Here is a 23,158-nt window from a genome sequence, read left to right as displayed (position 1 = left end):
TGAAGCTCCCTCTCCCGCCCCGGGAGAGGGAAGGGGCCCAAGCGGAGCTTGGGAAGGGTGAGGGGTGTTCCAAGGAACCATGCGGTTAGGGATTCTTGCTTTCCCCCTCACCCTCCCCGCCTGCGGGGGGTCCCCTCCCTCTCCCGGGGCGGGAGAGGGCTTATACTCACGACGCCGCCGGAAGGGCGTCTCTCGCTGCGTCCTTGGCCGCGCTCTCATCGGCGTAGCGGCGGGCCAGGATGGCGCCGACCATCAGCTGGATCTGGTGGAACACCATCACCGGCAGCAGCACCAGACCGGCGGTGGCCGGGGCGAACAGGACGCCGGCCATCGGCACGCCGCTGACCAGCGACTTCTTCGAGCCGCAGAAGACGATCACCGCCTCGTCGGCGCGGGAGAAGCCCAGGCGGCGGCTGAGCAGCGTCGTGCCGATCAGGAACACCGCCAGGATGGCACCGTCGATCAGCACCACCACGCCCAGCGCGGCCGGCGGCACCTGATGCCACAGGCCGTTCACCACCGCCTCGCTGAAAGCGAGATAGACGACCAGCAGGATCGAGCCGCGGTCGGTGAAGCGCAGCATCGTCTTGTGCCGCGCCGCCCAGGCGCCGACCCAGCGCCGCAGAAGCTGGCCGGCGACGAAGGGCAGCAGAAGCTGCGCCGCGATGGTCTGCAGCGTGTCGAGCGACAACGCCGTGCCCTGCACCTTCAGGAACAGCGCCACCAGCAGCGGCGTCATCAAGATGCCGGAGATGTTGGACAGGGTGGAACTGCACACCGCCGCCGCCACATTGCCCCGCGCCATCGAGGTGAAGGCGATGGAGGACTGGACGGTGGAGGGCAGCAGGCAGAGGAACTGCACCCCGATCGCCAGGGCCGGCGGCAACAGGCTGTGCGGCAGCGTTTCCACCACCGCCCAGCCGATCAGCGGGAAGGCGACGAAGGTCAGGCTGAAGATCAGCAGATGCAGGCGCCAATGCGCCATGCCCGCCACCACCTCTTCCCGCGGCAGGCGGGCGCCGTGCAGGAAGAACAGCAGCGCGATCGCCGCCTCCGCCAGCCAGTGCACGCCCTGGGCGGCTTGGCCCTCCACCGGCAGCATGGTCGCCAGCCCGACGGTCGCCACCAGCGCCATGGTGAAGCCGTCCATGTTCGGGCGAGGCACGCGAATCATTGGTTGGTCCCCCAAATCGTTATCACTGGCCGGACATAACGCCTTGGCTTCTCTTATAACGGCCTTCTCCGTTCTGGAATACAGTATTCAACATGCATGGCAGCCTTGAAAAGATTGGGGAAAATCGGCGTACCCCCGGCTCTTTCCACGATGCGGAAATCTCCGGCGGAGGCGCGGTGGGGCCAATCTCTTGAAGCTCAATAGGTTTTCGGCCGTCTCAGCTACCCCCTTGCCACCGGCCTTGCCATACGGTAACGTATGGTCAAAGAACGGATGATTTCCCAGGGGAGCGATACGTCCATGCTGTCCAACCAGTACCCCAGCCTGAATTTCGACCTCGGCGAGTCGGCCGACATGCTGCGCGATTCGGTGCGGAGCTTCGCCGCCAACGAGATCGCCCCCCGCGCCGCCGAGATCGACCACAGCAACGAGTTTCCGAACGAGCTGTGGCGCAAGATGGGCGACCTCGGCATCCTCGGCGTGACGGTCGAGGAGGAGTATGGCGGCGCCGGCATGGGCTATCTGGAGCATGTCGTGGCGATGGAAGAGGTGTCGCGCGCCTCGGCCTCCGTCGGCCTCAGCTACGGCGCCCATTCGAACCTCTGCGTCAACCAGATCCGCAAGAACGGCAACGAGGAGCAGAAGCGCCGCTATCTGCCCAAGCTGATTTCCGGCGAGCATATCGGCGCGCTGGCGATGTCGGAGCCGAACGCCGGGTCGGACGTGGTGTCGATGAAGCTGCGGGCCGAGAAGAAGGGCGACCGCTACGTCCTGAACGGCACCAAGATGTGGATCACCAACGGCCCCGACGCCGACACGCTGGTGATCTACGCCAAGACCGACATCAATGCCGGCCCGCGCGGCATCACCGCCTTCCTGGTGGAGAAGGGCTTCAAGGGCTTCTCGGTGGCGCAGAAGCTGGACAAGCTGGGCATGCGCGGCTCCAACACCGGCGAGCTGGTGTTCGAGGATTGCGAGGTGCCGGAGGAGAACATCCTGGGCGGCGTCGGGCGCGGCGTGAACGTGCTGATGTCGGGGCTGGATTACGAGCGCGCGGTGCTGTCCGGCGGCCCGCTCGGCATCATGCAGGCCTGCATGGACGTGGTGATCCCCTATGTCCACGACCGCAAGCAGTTCGGCCAGTCGATCGGCGAGTTCCAGCTGATGCAGGGCAAGCTGGCCGACATGTACACCATCATGAACGCCGCCAAGGCCTATGTGTACGCCGTCTGCAAGGCCTGCGACCGTGGCGAGACCACCCGCAAGGATGCCGCCGCCGCCATCCTGTTCTCTGCCGAAAAGGCGACCTGGATGGCGCTGGAAGCCATTCAAACGCTGGGGGGCAACGGCTACATCAATGAGTACCCGACCGGTCGCCTGCTGCGCGACGCCAAGCTCTATGAGATCGGTGCTGGCACCAGCGAGATCCGCCGCATGCTGATCGGGCGCGAACTGTTCAAAGAGACGGCGTAAGCCGGACGGAAAAGATCGAGGGAAAGGGACAGACCACCATGACCGACAGCATCGTCATCGCCGCCGCCGTCCGCACGCCGATGGGCGGCTTCCAGGGCGACCTCATGGGCCTGACCGGCCCGCAGCTGGGCGCCACTGCCATCCAGGCGGCGCTGGAACGCGCCGGCTTGGCCGGAGACGCGGTGGACGAGGTGTTCATGGGCAACGTGCTGTCGGCCGGTCTGGGCCAGGCGCCGGCGCGCCAGGCGGCGCTGGGCGCCGGGCTGCCGAAGGGGGTGGGCTGCACCACCATCTCCAAGGTCTGCGGCTCGGGCATGCGGGCGGTGATGTTCGCCCATGACGTCATCAAGGCCGGTTCGGCCAAGGTGGTGGTGGCTGGCGGCATGGAGAGCATGTCGAACGCCCCCTACCTGCTGGACCGCGCCCGCGCCGGCTACCGCATGGGTCACGGCAAGGTGCTGGACCACATGTTCTTCGACGGTCTGGAGGACGCCTACGAGAAGGGCCGCCTGATGGGCACCTTCGCCGAGGAATGCGCCAGCAGCTACAACTTCACCCGCGAGGCGCAGGACAACTACGCCATCGAAAGCCTGAACCGCGCCCGCAAGGCGGTGGAGGACGGCTCCTTCAAGGCGGAGATCGCGCCGGTCCTGGTCAAGGGCCGCAAGGGCGACACGCTGGTCGACACCGACGAGCAGCCGGGCAAGGGCGATCCGAAGAAGATCCCGACCCTGAAGCCGGCCTTCGCCAAGGACGGCACGGTGACGGCGGCGAATGCCTCGTCGATTTCCGACGGCGGCGCGGCGCTGATCGTCACCACCCGCAGCGAGGCGGACAAGCGCGGCCTGCGCGTGATCGCCGAGATCAAGGGCCATTCCAACCACGCCCAGCAGCCGGCGCTGTTCACGACGGCCCCGGTCGGCGCCATGCAGAAGCTGTTCGAGAAGGTGGGCTGGTCGGCGCGTGATGTGGATCTGTTTGAGATCAACGAGGCGTTCGCCGTGGTGACCATGGCGGCGATGCGCGATCTCGACCTGCCGCACGACAAGGTGAACGTGCATGGCGGCGCCTGCGCGCTCGGGCACCCGATCGGGGCTTCGGGGGCGCGGATCCTGGTGACGCTGCTGGCGGCGCTGGAGAAGTATGACCTGAAGCGCGGTGTGGCGTCGCTTTGCATTGGTGGCGGTGAGGCGACGGCGATCGCGGTGGAGCGGGTGTAAGGCTCTCCCGCCCTTATTCCCCCTCTCCCCCCCGGGGAGAGGGGACCATAAAGATTGAGGAAACGCCCGATGCACCTGACCGAAGAACAGACCATGGTCCGCGACATGGCACGCGCCTTCGCGCAGGACCGGCTCGCGCCGACCGCCGCCGAGCGTGACCGCAGCGGCGCTTTCCCCAAGGCCGAACTGGCCGAGATGGGCGAACTCGGCCTGATGGGCATGCTGGTGCCGGAGGAGTTCGGCGGCGCCGCCACCGACCATGTCGCCTACGCGCTCGCCATCGAGGAGATCGCCGCCGGTGACGGCGCGGTCTCCACCATCATGAGCGTGCACAACTCGGTCGGCTGCATGCCGATCCTGAAGTTCGGCAGCGACGCCCAGAAGGACCGCTTCCTGAAGCCGATGGCGCGCGGCGAGATGCTGGGCGCCTTCTGCCTGACCGAACCGCAGGCCGGGTCCGACGCCTCCGCCATCAAGACCCGCGCCCGCCGTGACGGCGATCATTGGGTGCTGAACGGCACCAAGCAGTTCATCACCTCGGGCTCGCAGGCCGATGTCGCCATCGTCTTCGCGGTAACCGATCCGGCGGCGGGCAAGAAGGGGCTCAGCGCCTTCATCGTGCCGACCGACACGCCCGGCTATCAGGTGGCGCGGACGGAGGAGAAGCTGGGACAGCACTGCTCCGACACCTGCCAGATCGTCTTCGAGGAGTGCCGGGTTCCCGCCGACCTGATGCTCGGGGCCGAAGGCGCCGGCTACAAGGTGGCGCTGGCGAACCTGGAGGGCGGGCGCATCGGCATTGCCTCGCAGTCGGTCGGCATGGCGCGCGCGGCGCTCGACCACGCCATCCGCTACGCCCAGGAGCGCCAGAGCATGGGCGTGCCGATCATCCAGCATCAGGCCATCGCCTTCCGCCTCGCCGACATGGCGACCCGGGTGGAGGCGGCACGCCAGATGGTTCTGCATGCGGCCAGCTTGCGCGATGCCGGGGTGCCCTGCATGAAGGAGGCGGCGATGGCCAAGCTGTTCGCCTCGGAAATCGCGGAGAAGGTCTGCTCCGACGCCATCCAGATCCATGGCGGCTATGGCTATCTCAATGATTTCCCGGTCGAGCGCATCTATCGCGACGTCCGGGTCTGCCAGATCTACGAAGGCACCAGCGACATTCAGCGGCTGGTCATCAGCCGCGCCCTCACCCAATAATCAAGACCGCCAAACCGGGAGGAAGACGGCATGACCGTCCTGAAGAGCGCCCTGAACGCGCGCTCCGCCGAGTTCCAGGCCAACGCCGACGCCATGCAGGTGCTGGTCGACGATCTGCGCCGGAAGGTCGCCGCCATCCAGCAGGGCGGCGGCGCCAAGGCCCGCGAAAAGCACCTCGCCCGCGGCAAGCTGCTGCCGCGCGAGCGCATCCGCCAGCTGCTCGACGTCGGCTCGCCGTTTCTGGAGCTGTCGCAGCTGGCCGCCGACGGCGTCTATGCCGACGACATTCCGTCCGCCGGCATCATCGCCGGCATCGGCAGCGTCGCCGGGCAGGAGTGCATGATCGTCGCCAACGACGCGACGGTGAAGGGCGGTACTTACTACCCGCTGACGGTCAAGAAGCACCTGCGCGCGCAGGAGATCGCCCAACAGAACAATCTGCCGTGCATCTATCTGGTGGATTCGGGCGGCGCCAACCTGCCGAACCAGGACGAGGTCTTCCCCGACCGCGACCATTTCGGCCGCATCTTCTACAACCAGGCCAACATGTCGGCCGAGGGCATCCCGCAGATCGCCGTGGTGATGGGAAGCTGCACCGCCGGCGGCGCCTATGTCCCGGCGATGTCTGACGAGGCGATCATCGTCCGCAACCAGGGCACCATCTTCCTCGGCGGCCCGCCGCTGGTGAAGGCCGCGACCGGCGAGGTGGTGTCGGCGGAGGATCTCGGCGGCGCCGACGTGCATTCGCGCACCTCCGGCGTCACCGACCATTACGCGATGAACGACGCCCATGCCCTGGCGATGGCGCGTCGCGTGGTGTCGAACCTGAACCGCGCCAAGCACATCGACCTGGATCTGCGCGAGCCGGAGGAACCGGCCTTCGACCCGCGCGAGCTGTACGGCGTCATCCCCAGCGACGCCCGCAAGCCCTTCGACGTGCGCGAGGTGATCGCGCGGGTGGTCGACGGCTCGCGCTTCGACGAGTTCAAGCCGCTCTACGGCACGACGCTGGTCACCGGCTTCGCCCACATCTTCGGCTATCCGGTCGGCATCATCGCCAACAACGGCATCCTGTTCAGCGAGTCCGCGCTGAAGGGCGCCCATTTCGTCGAGCTGTGCTGCCAGCGCCGCATCCCGCTGGTGTTCCTGCAGAACATCACCGGCTTCATGGTCGGGCGGAAATACGAGGCCGGCGGCATCGCCAAGGACGGCGCCAAGCTGGTCACCGCGGTCGCCTGCGCCAAGGTGCCGAAATTCACCGTCATCATCGGCGGCAGCTATGGCGCCGGCAATTACGGCATGTGCGGCCGCGCCTACAGCCCGCGCTTCATGTGGATGTGGCCGAACGCCCGCATCTCCGTCATGGGCGGCGAGCAGGCGGCCGGCGTGCTGGCCCAGGTCAAGCGCGACGCCATGGAAGCCCAGGGCAAGCCCTGGTCGGCCGAGGACGAGGAGGCGCTGAAGGCGCCCATCCGCGCCCAGTTCGAGCGCGAGAGCCATGCCTATTACGCCAGCGCCCGGTTGTGGGACGACGGCATCATCGACCCGGCCGACACCCGCATGGTGCTGGGCCTCGGCCTGTCGGCCTCGCTGAACGCGCCGGTGCCGAAGACGCCCTTCGGCGTCTTCCGGATGTGAGGAGAGAGCCATGAGCGACATCCTCCCAAACGATATTCTGGTCGACATCGCCGACAGCGGCGTCGCCACCGTCACCATGAACCGTGGCGACGTCCACAACGCATTCAACGAGCAGGTCGTCGCCGACCTGACATCCGCCTTCCGGCAGGTGGGCGAGGATCCGGCGGTGCGGGTCGTCCTGCTGCGCGGGGTGGGCAAGAGCTTCTCGGCCGGGGCTGATCTGTCCTGGATGAAGAAGATGGCCGGCTACTCCCGCGAGGAGAATCTGGCCGACGCCATGGGGCTCGCCACCATGCTGCGCACGTTGGACGAATGCCCGAAGCCCACGGTCGCCGTGGTGCAGGGGCCGGCCTTCGGCGGCGGCGTCGGGCTGGTTTCGGCCTGCGACATCGCCATCGGCGTCGAGACGGCCACCTTCGCGCTGTCGGAGGTGCGGCTGGGCATCATCCCCGCCGCCATCAGCCCCTATGTCATCGCCGCCATCGGTGAGCGCGCTTGCCGCCGCTACTTCCTGACCGGCGAGCGCTTCAGTGCGGCGGAGGCCCACCGCATCGGCCTGCTGCACGAGCTGACCAATGCCGACGGGCTGGAAGAGACGGTGGCGAAGACGGTCAAGAACCTGATGGACAGCGCCCCGACGGCGGTCACCGCCGCCAAGGAGCTGATCCGCGCCGTCGCCCGCCGGCCGCTGACCGACGACGTGGTGCGCGACACGGCGGAGCGCATCGCCCGCCAGCGCGCCAGCGCCGAAGGCAAGGAGGGCGTCGGCGCCTTCCTCGACAAACGCACCCCGTCCTGGCGGAGCTGATCCACATGTTCGACAAGATCCTGATCGCCAACCGCGGCGAAATCGCCTGCCGGGTCATCCGCACCGCCCGCCGCCTGGGCATCAAGACCGTCGCCGTCCATTCGGAGGCCGACGCCAAGGCGATGCATGTCCAGATGGCCGACGAGGCCGTCTGCATCGGCCCGGCCCCGGTCGGCGAAAGCTATCTGCGCGGCGACGTCATCCTCGACGTGGCGAAGCGCACGGGGGCGCAGGCCATCCATCCCGGCTACGGCTTCCTGTCGGAGAATGCCGGCTTCGCCGCGGCTTGTGCGGAGGCCGGCGTCGTCTTCATCGGCCCGCCGATCGAGGCGATCCGCGTCATGGGCTCCAAGGCGGAATCCAAGCGGCTGATGGCAAATGCCGACGTGCCGCTGGTGCCGGGCTATCACGGCACCGACCAGGACTTCGCCACCCTGTCGGCGGAGGCCGAGCGCATCGGCTATCCGGTGCTGGTCAAGGCGTCGGCCGGCGGCGGCGGCAAGGGCATGCGCGTTGTGCGCGCCGCCAACGAGCTGGCCGACGCGGTGGCCGGCGCCCAGCGCGAGGCCAAGGCGGCGTTCGGCGACGACAGCCTGCTGCTGGAAAAGTATCTCGGCCGGCCGCGCCATGTCGAAATCCAGGTCTTCTGCGACACCCACGGCAACGGCGTCTATCTGTTCGAGCGCGACTGCTCGGTGCAGCGCCGCCACCAGAAGGTGATCGAGGAGGCGCCTGCCCCCGACCTGCCCGACGACCTCCGCCGCCGCATGGGCGAGGCGGCGGTGGCCGCCGCCAAGGCGGTGAACTATGTCGGCGCCGGCACCGTCGAGTTCCTCTATGAGGATGGCGGCTTCTACTTCATCGAGATGAACACCCGCCTGCAGGTGGAGCATCCGGTGACGGAGAAGATCACCGGGCTCGATCTGGTCGAGTGGCAGTTGCGCGTCGCCGCCGGGGCGGAATTGCCGCTGCGCCAGGAGCAGCTGACCCGCCGGGGCCATGCCTTCGAGGCGCGGCTCTATGCGGAAGACCCGCAGCGCGACTTCCTGCCGGCCATCGGCAAGCTGGTCCGTCTGCGCCCGCCGGCCGAGAACGATCATGTCCGCGTCGATACCGGCGTCCGCGAGGGCGATTCGGTGACGATGTATTACGACCCGATGATCGCCAAGCTGATCGTCTGGGACGAGGACCGCGACTCTGCGTTGCGCCGCCTGCGGGTGGCGCTGGCCGAGTATGAGGTCGTCGGCGTCACCACCAATGTCGGCTTCCTCGGCGCCATCGCCGGCCATCCGGCCTTCAAGGCGGTGGAGATCGACACCGGCTTCATCGAGCGCCACCGCGCCGACCTGCTGCCGCCGCCGGCCCCGGTGGCCGACAAGGCGCTGGCCGCCGCCGCCCTGTCGGTACTGCTGAAGCGCCGGGAGGAGGCCCAGGCCGCTCTGCGCGCCCGCTCGGACCGCTACTCGCCCTGGCTGCTCGCCAACGGCTGGCGGCTGAACGAGGAGAACCATTACGACCTGCGCCTGATGGACGGCGAGACGGCGCGCGAGGTGACGCTGCATTTCCGGGCAGATGGCTACGAGGTCGCGGTGGATGGCGGCAAGGCGATACCCGTCACCGGGGTCGGCCTCGCCGACGGGCTGCTGACCGCGACGCTGGACGGCATGCGCACCCGCGCCACCGTGGTGCAGCAGGGGCTGGACATCACCGTGCTGATCGACGGCGCGGTGTCCCGCCTGACTCTGGACGACCCCAGCGCCCGTGCGGCGGAGCAGGAGGGCGGCTCCGGCCGTCTGACCGCGCCGATGCCGGGCACCGTGGTTCGCGTGCTGGTCGAAGCCGGCCAGAGCGTCGAGGCCGGCGCGCCGCTGATGCTGCTGGAGGCCATGAAGATGGAGCACACCATCAAGGCGCCGGCGGCCGGCACCGTCAGTGCCGTGAATTTCGCGGCGGGCGATCAGGTGTCGGAAGGCGTCGACCTTCTGGTTCTCGACATCGCGGAGGCCTGACGATGCAGTTGCCGAAATTCGTCCGCATGGTGGAGGTCGGCCCGCGCGACGGCCTCCAGAACGAAAAGTCGATGGTGCCGACGGCCGTCAAGGTGGAACTGGTCAACCGCCTGTCCGACGCCGGGTTGAGCGTGGTCGAGGCGGCCAGCTTCGTCTCGCCCAAATGGGTGCCGCAGATGGGCGACAGCGCCGAGGTGCTGGCCGGCATCGCCCGCAAGCCCGGCGTGCGCTATGCCGCCCTCACCCCCAATCTGAAGGGGCTGGAGGGTGCGCTGGCGGCGAAGGCCGACGAGGTGGCGGTGTTCGGCGCCGCCTCGGAAAGCTTCAGCCAGAAGAACATCAACTGCTCCATCGCCGAGAGCCTGGACCGCTTCGCCCCCGTCATGGAGCAGGCCAAGGCGGCGGGCGTGCCGGTGCGGGGCTATGTCTCCTGCGTGCTCGGCTGCCCCTATGAGGGGGAGATCGCGCCGAAGGCGGTGGCGGATGTGGCGGAGCGGCTGTTCGCCATGGGCTGCTACGAGATCTCGCTGGGCGACACCATCGGCACGGGTACGCCGACCAAGGCGCAGGCGATGATCGCCGCGGTGACGGAGCGGGTGCCGGTGGAGAAGATCGCCGTCCACTTCCACGACACCTATGGGCAGGCGCTGGCCAACATCCTGGCGGCCCTGCAGATGGGCGTGGCGGTGGTCGACAGCTCCGTCGCCGGTCTCGGCGGCTGCCCCTATGCCAAGGGGGCCAGCGGCAACGTGGCGAGCGAGGACGTGCTGTACATGCTGAACGGCCTCGGCATCGAGACCGGGGTCGATCTGGACAAGTTGATAGCGGCCGGTGCGTTCATCAGCGACGCCATCGGCCGCCCCACCGCATCGAAGGTGGCCCGCGCTCGTGGTTGTGCGTGAGGGAATCTTCGGCAACGAAGGGCCGCGCTTCCGAAAGGGGGCGCGGCCCTTTCGTATTTGGGGGGAATGTCTGATGGCAGAACGTCAGGAATCAACGGAGAGATATCAGGGAGTCATTGCTGGTAGCGCGAGTGAAATTAAGTGGTGATAGTCTGCATATCTGGTATAATTTTACTGTTTGAATACCATCGAATTCAATCCTGCGTTCCCGATTCGGGGCTATTTCTTGGGTTGGCGCGCTTGATTCTCCGGATTTTTGGTAAATTCCGATTACCTTCTCTTTTTCCTTCTCAATATGCTGCGGAAGCTGAACCGGAGGCCCACAATATGATGACAGGAAAATATATCGCCTATTAATTGATATTTACGCGTTTGACTCTCCGAAAAACCTAGAAAATACCCTTGCGTTCTCGTTCAGAGGGAATGCTGGGGTAATGAGCGTGCTATCTTCGAAGAGCTGCGGCGAACACGTTGAGCAGGACCCGTCGCGATCCCCCGAAGCCTTCATCAGATATTGGAGCGACAAGGGCGGGTCGGAGCGCGCCAATTACCAGAAATTCATCAACCAGCTCTGCGCACTGATCGGGACGGCGGAGCCGGAAGCGTCGTCGGAACAGGACGCGCTCAACAACTACGTCTATGAAAAGAGGGTTCGGGCGCTCGATCTGGAGGGCGATGACGGGCGGAACAACTATCTCGACTGCTACAAGCGGGATTGCTTCGTCCTGGAGGCCAAGCAGTCGCGCAAGCGCCAGCGCGGCGGGCAGGAAGTGGGCGACCTGTTCGGCGGGTTGCCCCACAGTTCCCCGCCTGCCGGGACACGCCCGTCATGGGACCGGCTGATGCGGCAGGCGCGCGCCCAGGCCGAACGCTATGCCAAGGCGCTGCCGACCGATCACGGCTGGCCACCCTTCCTGATCGTCGTCGATGTCGGGCATGTGATCGAGACCTATGCCGACTTCACCGGTCTGGGGAAGGCCTACATGCCCTTTCCCGACAGCCGGTCGCACCGGATCAGGCTGGCGGATCTCGCCGATCCGGAGATACGGGCGCGGCTGAAGGCGATCTGGGAAGCCCCCAAAAGCCTCGACCCCAGCGCCCGGCGGGCCGAGGTGACGCGGGACATCGCGCAGCGGCTTGCCCGGCTGGCGCAGAGCCTGGAAAAGCGCTACGAGCCGAAACAGGTGGCGCTGTTCCTGATGCGCTGTCTGTTCACCGCCTTCGCGCAGAATGTCGGGCTGCTGCCGGACGGCGCCTTCACCGGCGTGCTGAACGACGCCCGGCCGAACCCGCAATTCCTGCCGCGCTATCTGGAACCCTTCTGGCGCAGCATGGACAAGGGCAGCGATCATGACACCACCATCCGCGCCCGCGTCCGCCACTTCAACGGCGGGCTGTTCCGCGAAGCCGAGGCGCTGGCGCTCGACGGGCAGGAGATCGGCGAACTGATCGCCGCCTGTTCACGCGACTGGAAGAATGTGGAGCCTGCGATCTTCGGCACCCTGCTGGAAAACGCGCTGAGCAAGCGCGAGCGCAGCCAGTACGGCGCGTTCTTCACGCCGCGCGCCTATGTGGAAAGGCTTGTGGTGCCGGCCGTCATCGAACCGCTGATGGCGGAGTGGCGGAACGCGCAGGTGATCGCCGAGAATGCGCGGCAAAAGAACGATCCGGCGCAAGCGATCAAGCAGATCAAGGATTTCCACCAAAAGCTCTGTTCAGTGAAAATCCTGGATCCGGCCTGCGGGAGTGGAAACTTTCTTTACGTCGCCCTGGAGAAGATGAAGGCCCTGGAAGGGGAGGTCATTGCGACGCTGGAGGATATCGGCGGCGGGACGCAGGCCAATCTCGATCTCGCCGGGCACACCGTCGGTCCGCACCAGCTTCTTGGACTGGAAAAGAACCCCCGTGCCGTGCCGATCGCTGAACTGGTGATCTGGATCGGTCATCTGCAATGCCATCTACGCCAGCGCGGGCCGGAAAGCCTGAGCGAACCGATCCTTCACTCCTACGACAACATCCGGCAGTGCGACGCGGTGCTGAGTTGGGATCGGGTGGAGCCGATGCTGGACGAGGCCGGGCAGCCGCGGGTGAAGTGGGACGGCCTCAGCTGGAAGACCGACCCCTTCACCGGTCAGGAGGTGCCGGACGAAAGCCGGACGGTTCCGTTGCAACGCCATGTCGGCGCCAGGCCGGCGGACTGGCCGGAGGCCGATTACATCGTCGGCAACCCGCCCTTCATCGCCGGCAAGGACCTGCGCGCCGAACTGGGCGACGGCTATGCCGAGGCGCTGTGGAAGGCCTATCCGCACATGCCCGGCGGCGCCGATTTCGTCACCTACTGGTGGGACAAGGCGGCCGATCTGGTGCGCAAGGGAGCGGCCCGGCGCTTCGGCTTCATCACCACCAACAGCATCACCCAGACCTTCAGCCGCCGGGTCATCCAACGGCATCTGGACGCAAAGACACCGCTGTATCTGGCTTTCGCCATCCCGGACCACCCCTGGGCGGACGGGCAGGGCGCGGCGGCCGTGCGCGTGGCGATGACGGTGGGTGCGCTCGTCGAACATGACGAACGGACCGGCTTGTTGAAGACGGTGGTGCATGAAGGACAGGCACCGGATCGCGATGGGGCGGCGCCAGTGGTGCTTGCCGTGCGGCAAGGGCGCATACACGCGAACCTGACCACCGGAGCGGACGTGGCGGCAGCGAAAGCGCTCAAGGCAAATGACGGGTTATCCTCTCCCGGTGTCAAGTTGCATGGGTCGGGCTTTCTCGTCACCCCGGCACAGGCGCGCGCGCTCGGGTTGGGGCGGATTGCCGGATTGGAAGAGAGGATACGCGAATACCGGAACGGCCGTGACCTGACCGGGCGCTGCCGTGGGCTGATGGTGATCGACCTGTTCGGCATGACGGAAGCCGAGGTCAGACAGAAGTATCCTGACGTTTATCAGTGGCTGTTGGATCGCGTGAAGCCGGAAAGGAATGCAAAATCGAAATCGAAAGATGGCGCGGAGTATGCGCGTATGTGGTGGAGGTTCGGGAAAGCTAGGCCTGAGCTAAGGAAAGCCATTGGTGGGACAGCGAGGTTTATTGCTACGGTAGAGACCGCAAGACATAGAATTTTCCAATTTTTAACGGAACGGATTCTGCCTGATAACATGCTGATTAACATCGCGCTCAGCGATGGGTATTCCCTTGGCGTCTTGAGCAGCAATATCCATGTCAAATGGTCTTTGGCAGCGGGTGGTACGCTGGAAGATCGGCCGCGCTACAACAAAACCCGCTGCTTCGACACCTTCCCCTTCCCCAACGCCACGCCGCATCAGAAGCGGGTGATCGGGCAGCTTGCCGAGGAACTCGACGCCCATCGCAAGCGGGTGCTGGCCGAGCATCCCGACCGGCTGACGCTGACCGAGCTTTACAATGTCCTGGAAAAGGGGCGGAGCCGGGAGGAGCTGACCGCGCGCGAGATGGAGATTTACCAGTTGGGGCAGGTCGGTGTGATGCTGGACCTCCACAGCCGGATCGACCATGCGGTGGCGGACGCCTATGGCTGGCCTGCCGATCTGGAGGATGCGCGGATTCTGGAAAATCTCGTGGCGCTGAACGCCGAGCGTCACCGCGAGGAACGCGACGGGCTCGTCCGCTGGCTGCGGCCGGACTACCAGAACCCGAAGGGACAAGGCGCCGCCGTCCAGATCGCGGCGACGCTCGACATCGCGGCGGACACGGCGAAGCGGATCGTCTGGCCGAAGGCGCCGACCGAACAGGTCCACAGCCTGATGGCGGCGCTGAACCGCTGCGGCCGTGCCGTCGAAGCCGAAAGCCTCGCCCGCCAGTTCAAGGGCGCCAAGTCGCCGCGGGTCAAGGAACTGCTCGACATCCTGGTGTCGGTCGGCCACGCCCGGCAGATCAACAACCTCTATGCGCCTTAAGGGGCGGGTCCGGAATTCGCCGGCTCCGCGTCCCGATGCGAGGGGAGTTGCCCCGGTCACGGCTTGCGGCAGATCACCTCGGTCGGGAGGATGCGCTGCTCCTCCAGGTTCCTGACCTGATTGCGCGCCATCTCGCGGAACTCCGAGCCCAGAAGGAGGTGGAAGCCGAGGGTGGGCGGGCCGTCGCGCTCGATCCGCTCGCGCAGTTGCTGGAACCATGCGCGGCCTTCCGCGCTGGTGTCCCGCCAGCCGATGATTTCGAAGCCGCTTGCGCTCAGCAGATCGCGGAGTTCATCCGGCGCGGCGAGGAAGCTGGTGGCGGGGTCGCGTGCCCATGGCACAGGGAAGTGAACCGGACCGCCCGGTCCTTCGAGCAGATCGTAAAGGCCGAACAGGCCGCCCGGTTTGAGGACGCGCGCGACCTCGGCGTAGAACCGCCGCTTGTCGGAAATGTTCATCGCCACATGCTGGGTATAGACCCGGTCGAAGCTGGCGTCGGGCAGGGGAATATCCAGCGCCGAGCCTTGCAGATACTCGACGATGCCGTCCAGCCCGACCCGGTCGGCAAGGACGGTTGCCGTGCGGCAGTATTCTTCGGTGAGGTCCAGCCCGACGACCCGGCAGCGGTAGAGATCGGCGAGGTGGCGGGAGGGGCCGCCAAGGCCGCTGCCGACATCGAGGACCCTGGTGCTTGTGTCCAGACGGAGGGCCCGGCCGAGTTCGGCGGTGGCTTCGCGCCCGCGGATGTGGAACTCGTCGATCGACGCGAGGTCGTCGGGACGCAGACGGGAGAGGTCCTTTCCCGCCCGTTCCAAGGCAGCGAGGATTTCCGCAGCCAAGTCCTGGCGCCCGTAATGCTCGGTCACCCGTTGCTCGACAGACATGCCGCCCTCCCCTGGTTCGATCCCGGTCCCAGCGGGTGTGCAATCATCGGCCGGACCGGGCATCCTGGCAACTGCGCCTTGGAAAGCGCCGCTGCCGCCGACGGCAGGCCTTCCGGTATCATCCGGATATGCGGCATCCTAAATTGTACGTACTACAAACTTGACGGTCCGGGCCGTCCGGCGCATCATCATCGACGTGATGGATGGTGCCGAAAACGCATTGTTCCCACGACGCCGACCGGCCTGAGCGCCGGCCGGAACCACGGCTGGAGTTCCAGTGGCAACGACCCACGGCCGCTTATCGCGCGCCGCCACATGACCTGTTGCCCGTCCGGCTGTTCGGCGGCGGAGCCATACCGGGGGGGCGCCGCCGCCGATTGTTTTTTGGCGCCGATTGTTCTTTGAGCCGACTGTTTTTTGGGCAGTGGCCACGAACCGGTCCAATCCCCGCCATCCTCCCGCCTCATTTCTGTCACGTCCTGTCCCGCTCCGCATTTCACCAGGGCAGCGGTCAGCGCGTAATGGATTTTGCCGAATTTCATACCACTTTTGAGCAAAGACCCCGGCAATCCCTGCCGAAATCGCTCGAAAATCAAACGAAACTTCGAAAAATATTGATGCGCTTTCGCAAAATGGGGGTATGGGCTGTGGCTTTAACGCGCCATTAACCAGACTGGATTGAGTTTAGGCACATCAGACGCGGCCAACTCCAACCAGCACGCGAAGTTGACTTCCAGGCTAGATGGAAATGGTTCGTCCCGTGTTAATGCCGATATGTCGGTTTCCCTTGGATTTGAAAGGCCCGCCCCCATGACCGTGCCGGCAGTCCTCCGCGATGTGGCGCAGTATGGCGCCTACGCCGCCGGCCGGGGCCGACATGCGGGCCTGCTGGTCGCGGTCCTGCTGCTGGCCGGCTGCCCGGCCAACACGGTCGGACCCTGGGGGGGAGCCGACGTGACGGCGGCCCGCCCGCCCGCACATCCGGCGACCCCGCCGGTGCCGAAGCCCAAGCCGGTCCGAAAGGCTCCCGACGCCGCCACGCTGGCGCCGGCCCTGCCGATGCCGATGCCGGGCCCGCCGGTGACCAACGGGGAACTGACCGCCGATCAGGCCACCACCCATCTGGCGGCCATCGGATCCGACAACGCCGCCCAGGCGGCGATGCCGCCTAATGCCACCCAGACGGCGATGCCGTCTAACGCCGCCCAGGCGGCGATGCCTTCCATGGGCGGCACGCCCACCCAACCCGCAACCACCAACGCCGACCCCGACAGTCTTGTCGGGCTGGACGAAGTCCAGACTCTCAAACTCCTGGGGTCCCCCGTTGCACGGGAAGAGGCGCCTCCCGCCAAGATCTGGCGGTATGCCAAGGGCGATTGCACCCTCAAGGTGTTCTTCTTCATGGATATGACCTCGTCCCAGGACTTCCGCGCCCTCTCTTACGATATGAAGAGCAGCCAAAATGTCCCTGACGCCGACCACCGATGCTTCGCCCAACTCCTCGCTCAAGCTGACCCAGGGCGCCCTGTCCGCGCCGGGGTTCAGTAAGGCGGAGTCGAACAAGGGAATGTCCGCAATGACCGAACCGACCATTGCCCGCATCGCTCTGGTGGACGACGACGACCTGTTCCGTGAGTCGCTCAGCCTCAACCTCGGCGACGAGGGGTACGAGGTCATCACCTTCGACCGCGGCGAACCGGCGCTCGACTTCTTCGCCGAAGGCGGGTCGGTCGACATCGTCCTCCTCGACTGGCGCATGCCCAAGCTGGACGGCATCGACGTCCTGCGCCAGATGCGCGCCCGCGGCATCGCCACGCCGGTCATCTTCCTGACCGTGCTGTCCGACCAGATTTACGAAGAGGCCGCCCTGGCCGGCGGCGCGCTGGACTTCGTCGAGAAGTCGCGCAGCCTGTCGATCCTGCTGAAGCGCATGCGCCTGATCCTGGATGGCATCAAGGGCGACGCCACCAAGGCCGCCGAGGATGCGGAGGCCGGCGGCAACAGCACCAGCCACCGGCTGGGCGAGCTGGAGCTGCGCCTGGACAACAGCCGCGCCTTCTGGAAGGGCAAGCGCATCGACCTGACGCTGACCGAGTTCAACATCGTCAAGCTGATGTCGACCCGCCCGGAAGAGGACGTGTCCTACCGCGAGATCTACGACCTCGTCCACGGCAAGGGCTTCGTCGCCGGCTACGGCCCGTCGGGCTACCGCGCCAACGTCCGTGCCTTCATCAAGCGCATCCGCCAGAAGTTCCGGTCGGTCGACGCGACCTTCGCCTGCATCGAGAACTATCCGGGCTTCGGCTATCGCTGGGGCAAGGGTGAGAACGCGGCCAACCAGGGCCGCGATGAAGATGGTATCGGCGAGGATATGCTGATCGATGGCGCTGCTGCCGACTGACCTCGCGTTGCGGGCGCCCCGACGGGCGTCCGCCCGCCTGCTCTGGCTCTGGCGCTCGATGGCGAGCCGCCTGCTGCTGCTCACCCTTGTCTTCATCGCAGTGCCGGTCCTGCTCTATGACCAGTTCCAGCGCGCCGACGAGGCGTCGCAGCAGCTTCTGCTGAAAAGCGCCCAGCGCCAGGGCGAGCTGATCGCCCGCGCGCTGGAACCCGAACTGCTGGGCGTCGACCGCACCGCCCTTCCCAGCCTGAGCATCGCGCTCGCCCGCTATGGCGACGACCGCACGCGGCTGAAGCTGCTGGTGCGTCCGCGCGTGACCGCCACCGGCGCCGCCACCACCCCGTCCGGGGCCAAGGCCGGGCCGGAGCCCTTCTTCTACGTCGCCGCGGCCCCCAGCCTGTCCACCGCCGACATCGACGCCGAACGGCGCCTGCTGCTCGAACAGGGCGTGCTGGACCGTCTGGGGTCGAGCTGCGCCGGCAATGCGACGCTGGCGATGCGCGTCCCCCATCTGGAAGGCGGGGAGGAGGTGCTGTCCTCCATCACCCCGATCAAGACCAGCTTCGGCTGCTGGGCGCTGGTGACCAGCCACGCGACGGAAGCCTACATTTCCTCCTCCATTGGCCGCCCATACTGGAGCACGCCGGCGGTCCAGGCCGCCGCCGCGATCTATCTGGCGATGGCCGCCCTGGTGCTGGCGGTGCTGGCCGGCATCTGGCGCAACCTGAACCGCTTCGGCGATCTGGCCCGCCGCATCGTCGGCGGCGACGACACGCCCGAACGCGGCGACCGCGACGCCTCCTTCGCCGCGCGCAACACCGTGCCGGAACTGGCCGGCGTGGCCGAGGATTTCGACCGGCTGGTCGCCACGCTGCGCGACAGCGCCCAATCGCTGCGCCGTGCCGCCGAGGACAACGCCCACGCCTTCAAGACGCCGATCGCCGTGATCCGCCAGTCGGTGGAGCCGCTGCGCCGCGCCATGCCGGCGGAGAACACCCGCAGCCAGCGCGCCCTGACGATGATCGAGAAGTCGCTGGACAAGCTGGACGGGCTGGTGTCCTTCGCCCGCCGCATGGACGAGGCGGCGGCCGACCTGCTGGCCCCCGCGCGTCGCCGGGTCGATTTGTCGTCGCTGGTGGAGCGGATGGCCGGCGGCTATACCGGGCTGCTGGCCGAACGCCGCCTGCACATGCGCTCGCGCATCGATGCCGGGCTGGTGGTGCGGGCCAGCGAAGAGACGCTGGAGACCATCGTCGAGAATCTGGTGGAGAACGCCGTCAGCTTCTCGCCGCCCGACGGGACGGTCAGCGTCCGCCTGACCCGCAGCGGCTCCCAGGGCGCAATGATGGCCGAACTGGTCGTGGACGACGAAGGGCCGGGTGTCGATCCCGCCAACCTGGATCGCATCTTCGAGCGCTATTTCTCCCACCGCGAACCCGGCCGCGGCATGCCGGAGGACGAGGCGGCGGCGCATCAGGCCGGCGCGGCCCATTTCGGCATCGGGCTGTGGATCGTCCGGCGCAACATCGAGGCCTTCGGCGGCCGTGTCCGCGCCGAGAACCGTCCCACCGGCGGCCTGCGCATGACGGTGGCCCTGCCGCTGGCGGCCTGATCGGCTGTACTGCGGCGTCCCAAGCGACATTCGGGGCGAACGGGCTTCGGATCTGCGGCGTCTTCGCCGCTCCGGCTATGGTCCGGCATGGCCTGATCCCGTTTTTTCCGTTAGGATTGGGGCTGCCAGCCGAACAGCATTCCGAGCCGCCGATGGACCGCAATCTCGATTCCACCGACATCAAGATCCTGCGCGAACTGCAGGATGACGGCCGCCTCAGCAATGTGGAGCTGGCCCGCCGCATCAACCTCAGCCCGGCCGCCTGCCTGGAGCGGGTGAAGCGGCTGCAGGCCGACGGCATCATCCAGCGCTATGTCGCGCTGCTCGACCCGCACCGGCTGGAAGCGGGAATGCTGGTCTTCGTCGAGGTGGTGCTGGACCGCACCACGCCCGACAATTTCGACGATTTCAAGGCCACCGTGCTGCGCATGCCGCAGATCATGGAATGCCACATGGTGGCCGGCGGCTTCGACTATCTGGTCAAGGCCCGCGTGCGCGATATGAACGAATACCGCCTGTTCCTGGGCGAACTGCTGTCCACCGCCCGCGGCGTGCGGGAAACCCACACCTACGCCGTGATGGAAGAGGTGAAGAGCGTCACCGCGATCCCGCTGGATGGGCTGTCGAACGGGTCGTTACGCGGGTGAATGGTCAGACAGCAAAGCATTTTCCAAATTGCACAGTGGCTTAGAGCCGGCTGTCCATTCTGGACGCATTTTGCGAAAATTGTGGCGGGCCAATTTTACACCGACCTTACAGTTCAACGCGGCGTTTGTTCATTTGCCAACATTATGACGCGGCATGCCACTTGCAGCGGAGGGGCAGGCCCGGGAGGCGACCGATGAGTCGCCCGGCGGTTGCGATGCCGTCTGCATCCCCGGCCATTTCCTTCGAGACTTTGGCTGGAGCGGAGCCGCCTCATGCGCGTCAACACACCGATCACCGACCGGGAAGTCCATCTGACCGAGGGGGTTCCCCTGGTGTCCCGCACCGACACCGGCGGGCGCATCACCTTCGTGAACCAGGCCTTCGTCGAGATCAGCGGCTTTGACGAACATGAGCTGATCGGCGCGCCCCACAACCTCGTCCGCCACCCCCACATGCCGAAGGAGGCTTTCGCCGACCTGTGGGCGACGGTGAAGAAGGGACGGCCCTGGGAAGGGCTGGTGAAGAACCGGACCAGGGGCGGCGATTACTATTGGGTGCGGGCCAATGTCACCCCGGTGGTCGAGAACGGCGCGGTCACCGGCTATATCTCGATCCGCTCCAAGCCCTCGCGCGAGGAAGTCGCGGCGGCCGAGGCGCTGTATGCGGAGATGCGCGACGGCCGCGCCGCGCTGGCGCTGGAGGAAGGCGCCCTGGTGCGGAAGAGCCGCACCGGCCGGGCCGCCGCCTTCGCCTGGACCAGCCTGTCGGGGCGCATGGCCGCGGTGTTCGGGCTGCTGATCCTCGCCATGCTGCTGGCGGGCTGGCTCGGCCTGGACGGCATGTCGAATTCCAACCGGTCGCTGCGCACCGTGTATGAGGACCGCACGGTTCCCGCCTATCAGATCGGCGAGATCCAGAACCTCGCCCGCGACAGCCGGCAGCGCCTGACCGACCTCGCCGCCGACCTGCGGGCGGAAAGCGGCGCCGGCGACCTCGCCGCGGTGGAGGCCGCGGTGGAGAAGGAGGTGGCGGACAACGGCGCGGCGATGCGGCGCCTGCTGGCCGACTATCTGGCGACCTATCTGACCCCGGAAGAGGCCGTCCTCGCCGAGACATTCAAGCCGCTGGTCGGGACCTATCTGCAGCGGGGGATCGAACCGGCGCTGGCGCTGGCGAAGCGGAAGGATGCCGCCGCGCTGGATGCCCATCTGCGCAGCGCCGTCCGCCCGGCCTTCGCCGACCTGCGCCGGGTGTCCGACGCCCTGCTGGAGCTTCAGATCCGGGTTGCCCGGGAAGAGTTCGACAACGCGGAACGGGATTACGGACGCCGCGTCGTCCAGGTCGCCGTGGCGATGCTGCTGAGCGCCCTGCTCGCCGCCCTGTTCGGCTGGGCGATCCTGCGCACGGTGCGCCGTCCGCTGGCGCTGCTGGAACGGACCTTCGAGCGCATCGCCCGCGGCGCCCTGACCGACCCGATGCCGGCCGTCGGCGTGCCGGAGTTCCGCCGCGTGGCGTCGGAGCTGAACGCCATGAAGGCGAAGCTGGCCTATGGCATCCACGAGAAGCACGAGACCGAGATGCGCCAGAAGGCGCTGACTCGCCAAGCCCTGCTGGAAACCTGCAAGTCCATTGAAGGCGACCTCGATTCCACCTGGATGGGCGTGGAACTGGCGAGCCGGCGGGCCGGCGACGGCATCCGGCACCTGATGCAGTCTCTGGGCGTGGTGCGGGAGAACACCGTCGTGGTGTCGGCCGCCTCCGAACAGGCCAGCGCCAACGCCCAGTCGGTCGCCGCCGCGACGGAGGAGCTGAACTCCGCCGGGCACGAGATCGCCCGGCAGGCGGCGCGCTCCAGCGAGGTGGCGCGGCGCGCTGTGGACAGCGCCCGCGGCTCCGCCACCGCCATCGGCCAGATGGAGGTCGCGACGGAGGAGATCGCCAAGGTCGCCAGCCTCATCAACTCCATCGCCGGCCAGACCAACCTGCTGGCGCTGAACGCCACCATCGAGGCCGCGCGGGCGGGGGAGGCCGGCAAGGGCTTCGCCGTCGTCGCCAGCGAGGTCAAGACGCTTGCCAACCAGACGGCGAAGGCGACCGAGGACATCGCCCGCCAGATCGAGCAGCTGAAACAGGCGGTCGGCGGCAGCGTCACCGCGATCCAGACCGTCATCTCGGTGATCGAGGAGATCGACGAGGCCGCCGCCGCGACCGCCGCCGCGGTGGAGGAGCAGTCGGCCGCCAACGCCGAGATCGGGCGCAGCGCCACCAACTCGGCCGGCGGCGCCTCCCAGGTGTCGGGCAGCGTGCTGCACATCCGCGACCAGACCGACGAGATCACCGGCATCGCCACCGACGTCAGCCGCCGCATGACCGACACCCAGGGCGCGGTGGCCGACCTGAAGCGCCGGCTGGTCATCGCGCTGCGCCAGTCGGTGGCGGGCGACCGCCGCGTCTCCAACCGCATCCCGTGCGAGGAGCCGATCGGCCTGACCGTGGCCGGCGACCGCCGCACCGTCACCATGCTCGACCTGTCGCTGGACGGGCTGCTGGTGGATAGCAAGGGGCTTTCGGAACTGGCCGAGCAGACGCGGCTGACCGTGACCCTGCGCGACGTCGGCGACCTGCCGGCCATCGTCGCCGGGATCAGCGACCTCGGCCTGCATCTGGCCTTCGACGAGCTGTCGGACGCGCAGTCCAACCGGCTGGAGCGCGCCTACGACGCGATGATCGAGGCGGATTCCGCCATCATCCAGTCCGCCCAGAACACCGCGGCGGCCCTGGCCAAGGCGCTGGAGGGAGCGCTATCCAACGGCAGCATCGGCGAGGAGGCGCTGTTCTCGACAGAGTTGGAGTCCATCCCCGGCACCGAGCCGGAACAGTGCATCGCCCCCTTCACCGAACTGACCGACCGGCTGTTCCCGGCGATCCAGGAGCCGGTGCTGGCCTCCAATCCGCGCTTCCAGTTCTGTGCCGCGGTCAACGCCGTCGGCTATCTGCCGACCCACAACGCCCGCTATTCCGAACCGCAGCGGCCGGGCGACGCCGCCTGGAACGCCGGCCATTGCCGCAACCGCCGCGTCTTCGCCGACCGCTCCGGCCTCGCCGCCGCCCGCAACACCCGTCCGTTCCTGCTGCAGGCCTACCGCCGCGACATGGGCGGCGGCCAGATGGTGCGCCTGAAGGAGGTCGATGCGCCGATCGTCGTGCGCGGCCGCCACTGGGGCAACCTGCGGCTGGCCTATATGCCGTAG

The 23,158-nt window shown here is 67.1% G+C and carries 15 protein-coding genes; 13 read left to right on the top strand and 2 right to left on the bottom strand.

Annotated features, from left to right (window positions below):
* Positions 1 to 166: 166 nt before the first annotated feature.
* Positions 167 to 1,174 carry a bile acid:sodium symporter family protein gene (locus ACCD06_RS26750; RefSeq protein ID WP_413344723.1) on the bottom strand — a complete coding sequence of 336 codons (1,008 nt, stop codon included), beginning with the start codon at positions 1,172 to 1,174 and terminating at the stop codon, positions 167 to 169.
* A 300-nt stretch (positions 1,175 to 1,474) separates the two neighbouring features.
* On the opposite strand from ACCD06_RS26750, the gene ACCD06_RS26745 reads away from it, so the two are divergent.
* The 8 genes from ACCD06_RS26745 (at position 1,475) to ACCD06_RS26710 (ending at position 14,362) form a co-directional block, all read left to right on the top strand.
* Positions 1,475 to 2,647 carry an isovaleryl-CoA dehydrogenase gene (locus ACCD06_RS26745; RefSeq protein WP_136704033.1) on the top strand — a complete coding sequence of 391 codons (1,173 nt, stop codon included), beginning with the start codon at positions 1,475 to 1,477 and terminating at the stop codon, positions 2,645 to 2,647.
* Between the two features lie 38 nt (positions 2,648 to 2,685).
* Positions 2,686 to 3,867 carry an acetyl-CoA C-acyltransferase gene (locus ACCD06_RS26740; RefSeq protein WP_109075126.1) on the top strand — a complete coding sequence of 394 codons (1,182 nt, stop codon included), beginning with the start codon at positions 2,686 to 2,688 and terminating at the stop codon, positions 3,865 to 3,867.
* A gap of 69 nt (positions 3,868 to 3,936) precedes the next feature.
* The gene (locus ACCD06_RS26735; RefSeq protein WP_413344720.1) at positions 3,937 to 5,070 is read left to right on the top strand and encodes an acyl-CoA dehydrogenase; all 1,134 of its coding nucleotides are present in this window, start codon (positions 3,937 to 3,939) and stop codon (positions 5,068 to 5,070) included.
* A gap of 30 nt (positions 5,071 to 5,100) precedes the next feature.
* Complete coding sequence (locus tag ACCD06_RS26730) at positions 5,101 to 6,708, top strand: carboxyl transferase domain-containing protein (RefSeq protein WP_413344718.1); 1,608 nt, start codon at positions 5,101 to 5,103, stop codon at positions 6,706 to 6,708.
* Positions 6,709 to 6,718: 10 nt separating this feature from the next.
* Complete coding sequence (locus ACCD06_RS26725) at positions 6,719 to 7,516, top strand: enoyl-CoA hydratase/isomerase family protein (RefSeq protein ID WP_413344716.1); 798 nt, start codon at positions 6,719 to 6,721, stop codon at positions 7,514 to 7,516.
* Between the two features lie 5 nt (positions 7,517 to 7,521).
* The gene (locus ACCD06_RS26720; protein ID WP_413344714.1) at positions 7,522 to 9,525 is read left to right on the top strand and encodes an acetyl-CoA carboxylase biotin carboxylase subunit; all 2,004 of its coding nucleotides are present in this window, start codon (positions 7,522 to 7,524) and stop codon (positions 9,523 to 9,525) included.
* A gap of 2 nt (positions 9,526 to 9,527) precedes the next feature.
* Positions 9,528 to 10,427 carry a hydroxymethylglutaryl-CoA lyase gene (locus ACCD06_RS26715; RefSeq protein ID WP_109075121.1) on the top strand — a complete coding sequence of 300 codons (900 nt, stop codon included), beginning with the start codon at positions 9,528 to 9,530 and terminating at the stop codon, positions 10,425 to 10,427.
* A 434-nt stretch (positions 10,428 to 10,861) separates the two neighbouring features.
* Positions 10,862 to 14,362 carry a class I SAM-dependent DNA methyltransferase gene (locus ACCD06_RS26710; protein ID WP_413344712.1) on the top strand — a complete coding sequence of 1,167 codons (3,501 nt, stop codon included), beginning with the start codon at positions 10,862 to 10,864 and terminating at the stop codon, positions 14,360 to 14,362.
* Between the two features lie 56 nt (positions 14,363 to 14,418).
* Here ACCD06_RS26710 and ACCD06_RS26705 read toward each other — a convergent pair whose 3' ends face one another.
* Positions 14,419 to 15,246, bottom strand: coding sequence for a class I SAM-dependent methyltransferase (locus ACCD06_RS26705; protein WP_413344710.1), 828 nt, complete (start codon positions 15,244 to 15,246; stop codon positions 14,419 to 14,421).
* Between the two features lie 810 nt (positions 15,247 to 16,056).
* Here ACCD06_RS26705 and ACCD06_RS26700 point away from each other — a divergent pair.
* The 5 genes from ACCD06_RS26700 to ACCD06_RS26680 all read left to right on the top strand — a co-directional run bounded on the left by ACCD06_RS26700 (position 16,057) and on the right by ACCD06_RS26680 (position 23,158).
* Positions 16,057 to 16,794, top strand: coding sequence for a hypothetical protein (locus ACCD06_RS26700; protein ID WP_413344708.1), 738 nt, complete (start codon positions 16,057 to 16,059; stop codon positions 16,792 to 16,794).
* Between the two features lie 28 nt (positions 16,795 to 16,822).
* Positions 16,823 to 17,647 (top strand): response regulator transcription factor, encoded by an 825-nt coding sequence (locus ACCD06_RS26695; protein ID WP_413344706.1) that lies wholly within the window; start codon positions 16,823 to 16,825, stop codon positions 17,645 to 17,647.
* A complete protein-coding gene (locus tag ACCD06_RS26690; protein WP_413344704.1) occupies positions 17,628 to 19,259 on the top strand; it encodes a sensor histidine kinase in 1,632 nt (543 codons plus the stop codon). Before ACCD06_RS26695 ends, ACCD06_RS26690 begins: the two co-directional genes overlap by 20 nt.
* Positions 19,260 to 19,411: 152 nt before the next feature.
* Positions 19,412 to 19,906, top strand: a complete 495-nt coding sequence (locus ACCD06_RS26685) for an Lrp/AsnC ligand binding domain-containing protein (RefSeq protein WP_109075116.1) — start codon at positions 19,412 to 19,414, stop codon at positions 19,904 to 19,906.
* Between the two features lie 273 nt (positions 19,907 to 20,179).
* On the top strand, positions 20,180 to 23,158 hold the full coding sequence (locus tag ACCD06_RS26680; RefSeq protein ID WP_413344702.1) for a methyl-accepting chemotaxis protein: 2,979 nt from the start codon (positions 20,180 to 20,182) through the stop codon (positions 23,156 to 23,158).

This window comes from Azospirillum sp. CT11-132 (assembly GCF_047302835.1).
In the GTDB taxonomy this organism is placed as follows: domain Bacteria; phylum Pseudomonadota; class Alphaproteobacteria; order Azospirillales; family Azospirillaceae; genus Azospirillum.
The sequence above is the reverse complement of the archived record's forward strand: the minus strand, read 5'-3'. Positions and strand labels throughout refer to the sequence as shown.

Excerpts from the sequence above, each read along its gene's own strand:
- ACCD06_RS26690 (WP_413344704.1), top strand. The coding sequence starts at position 17,628 with ATGGCGCTGCTGCCGACTGACCTCGCGTTGCGGGCGCCCCGACGGGCG.
- ACCD06_RS26745 (WP_136704033.1), top strand. The coding sequence starts at position 1,475 with ATGCTGTCCAACCAGTACCCCAGCCTGAATTTCGACCTCGGCGAGTCG.
- ACCD06_RS26695 (WP_413344706.1), top strand. The coding sequence starts at position 16,823 with ATGACCGAACCGACCATTGCCCGCATCGCTCTGGTGGACGACGACGAC.
- ACCD06_RS26750 (WP_413344723.1), bottom strand. The coding sequence starts at position 1,174 with ATGATTCGCGTGCCTCGCCCGAACATGGACGGCTTCACCATGGCGCTG.
- ACCD06_RS26680 (WP_413344702.1), top strand. The coding sequence starts at position 20,180 with ATGCGCGTCAACACACCGATCACCGACCGGGAAGTCCATCTGACCGAG.
- ACCD06_RS26740 (WP_109075126.1), top strand. The coding sequence starts at position 2,686 with ATGACCGACAGCATCGTCATCGCCGCCGCCGTCCGCACGCCGATGGGC.
- ACCD06_RS26715 (WP_109075121.1), top strand. The coding sequence starts at position 9,528 with ATGCAGTTGCCGAAATTCGTCCGCATGGTGGAGGTCGGCCCGCGCGAC.
- ACCD06_RS26720 (WP_413344714.1), top strand. The coding sequence starts at position 7,522 with ATGTTCGACAAGATCCTGATCGCCAACCGCGGCGAAATCGCCTGCCGG.
- ACCD06_RS26725 (WP_413344716.1), top strand. The coding sequence starts at position 6,719 with ATGAGCGACATCCTCCCAAACGATATTCTGGTCGACATCGCCGACAGC.
- ACCD06_RS26735 (WP_413344720.1), top strand. The coding sequence starts at position 3,937 with ATGCACCTGACCGAAGAACAGACCATGGTCCGCGACATGGCACGCGCC.
- ACCD06_RS26685 (WP_109075116.1), top strand. The coding sequence starts at position 19,412 with ATGGACCGCAATCTCGATTCCACCGACATCAAGATCCTGCGCGAACTG.
- ACCD06_RS26710 (WP_413344712.1), top strand. The coding sequence starts at position 10,862 with ATGAGCGTGCTATCTTCGAAGAGCTGCGGCGAACACGTTGAGCAGGAC.
- ACCD06_RS26705 (WP_413344710.1), bottom strand. The coding sequence starts at position 15,246 with ATGTCTGTCGAGCAACGGGTGACCGAGCATTACGGGCGCCAGGACTTG.
- ACCD06_RS26700 (WP_413344708.1), top strand. The coding sequence starts at position 16,057 with ATGACCGTGCCGGCAGTCCTCCGCGATGTGGCGCAGTATGGCGCCTAC.
- ACCD06_RS26730 (WP_413344718.1), top strand. The coding sequence starts at position 5,101 with ATGACCGTCCTGAAGAGCGCCCTGAACGCGCGCTCCGCCGAGTTCCAG.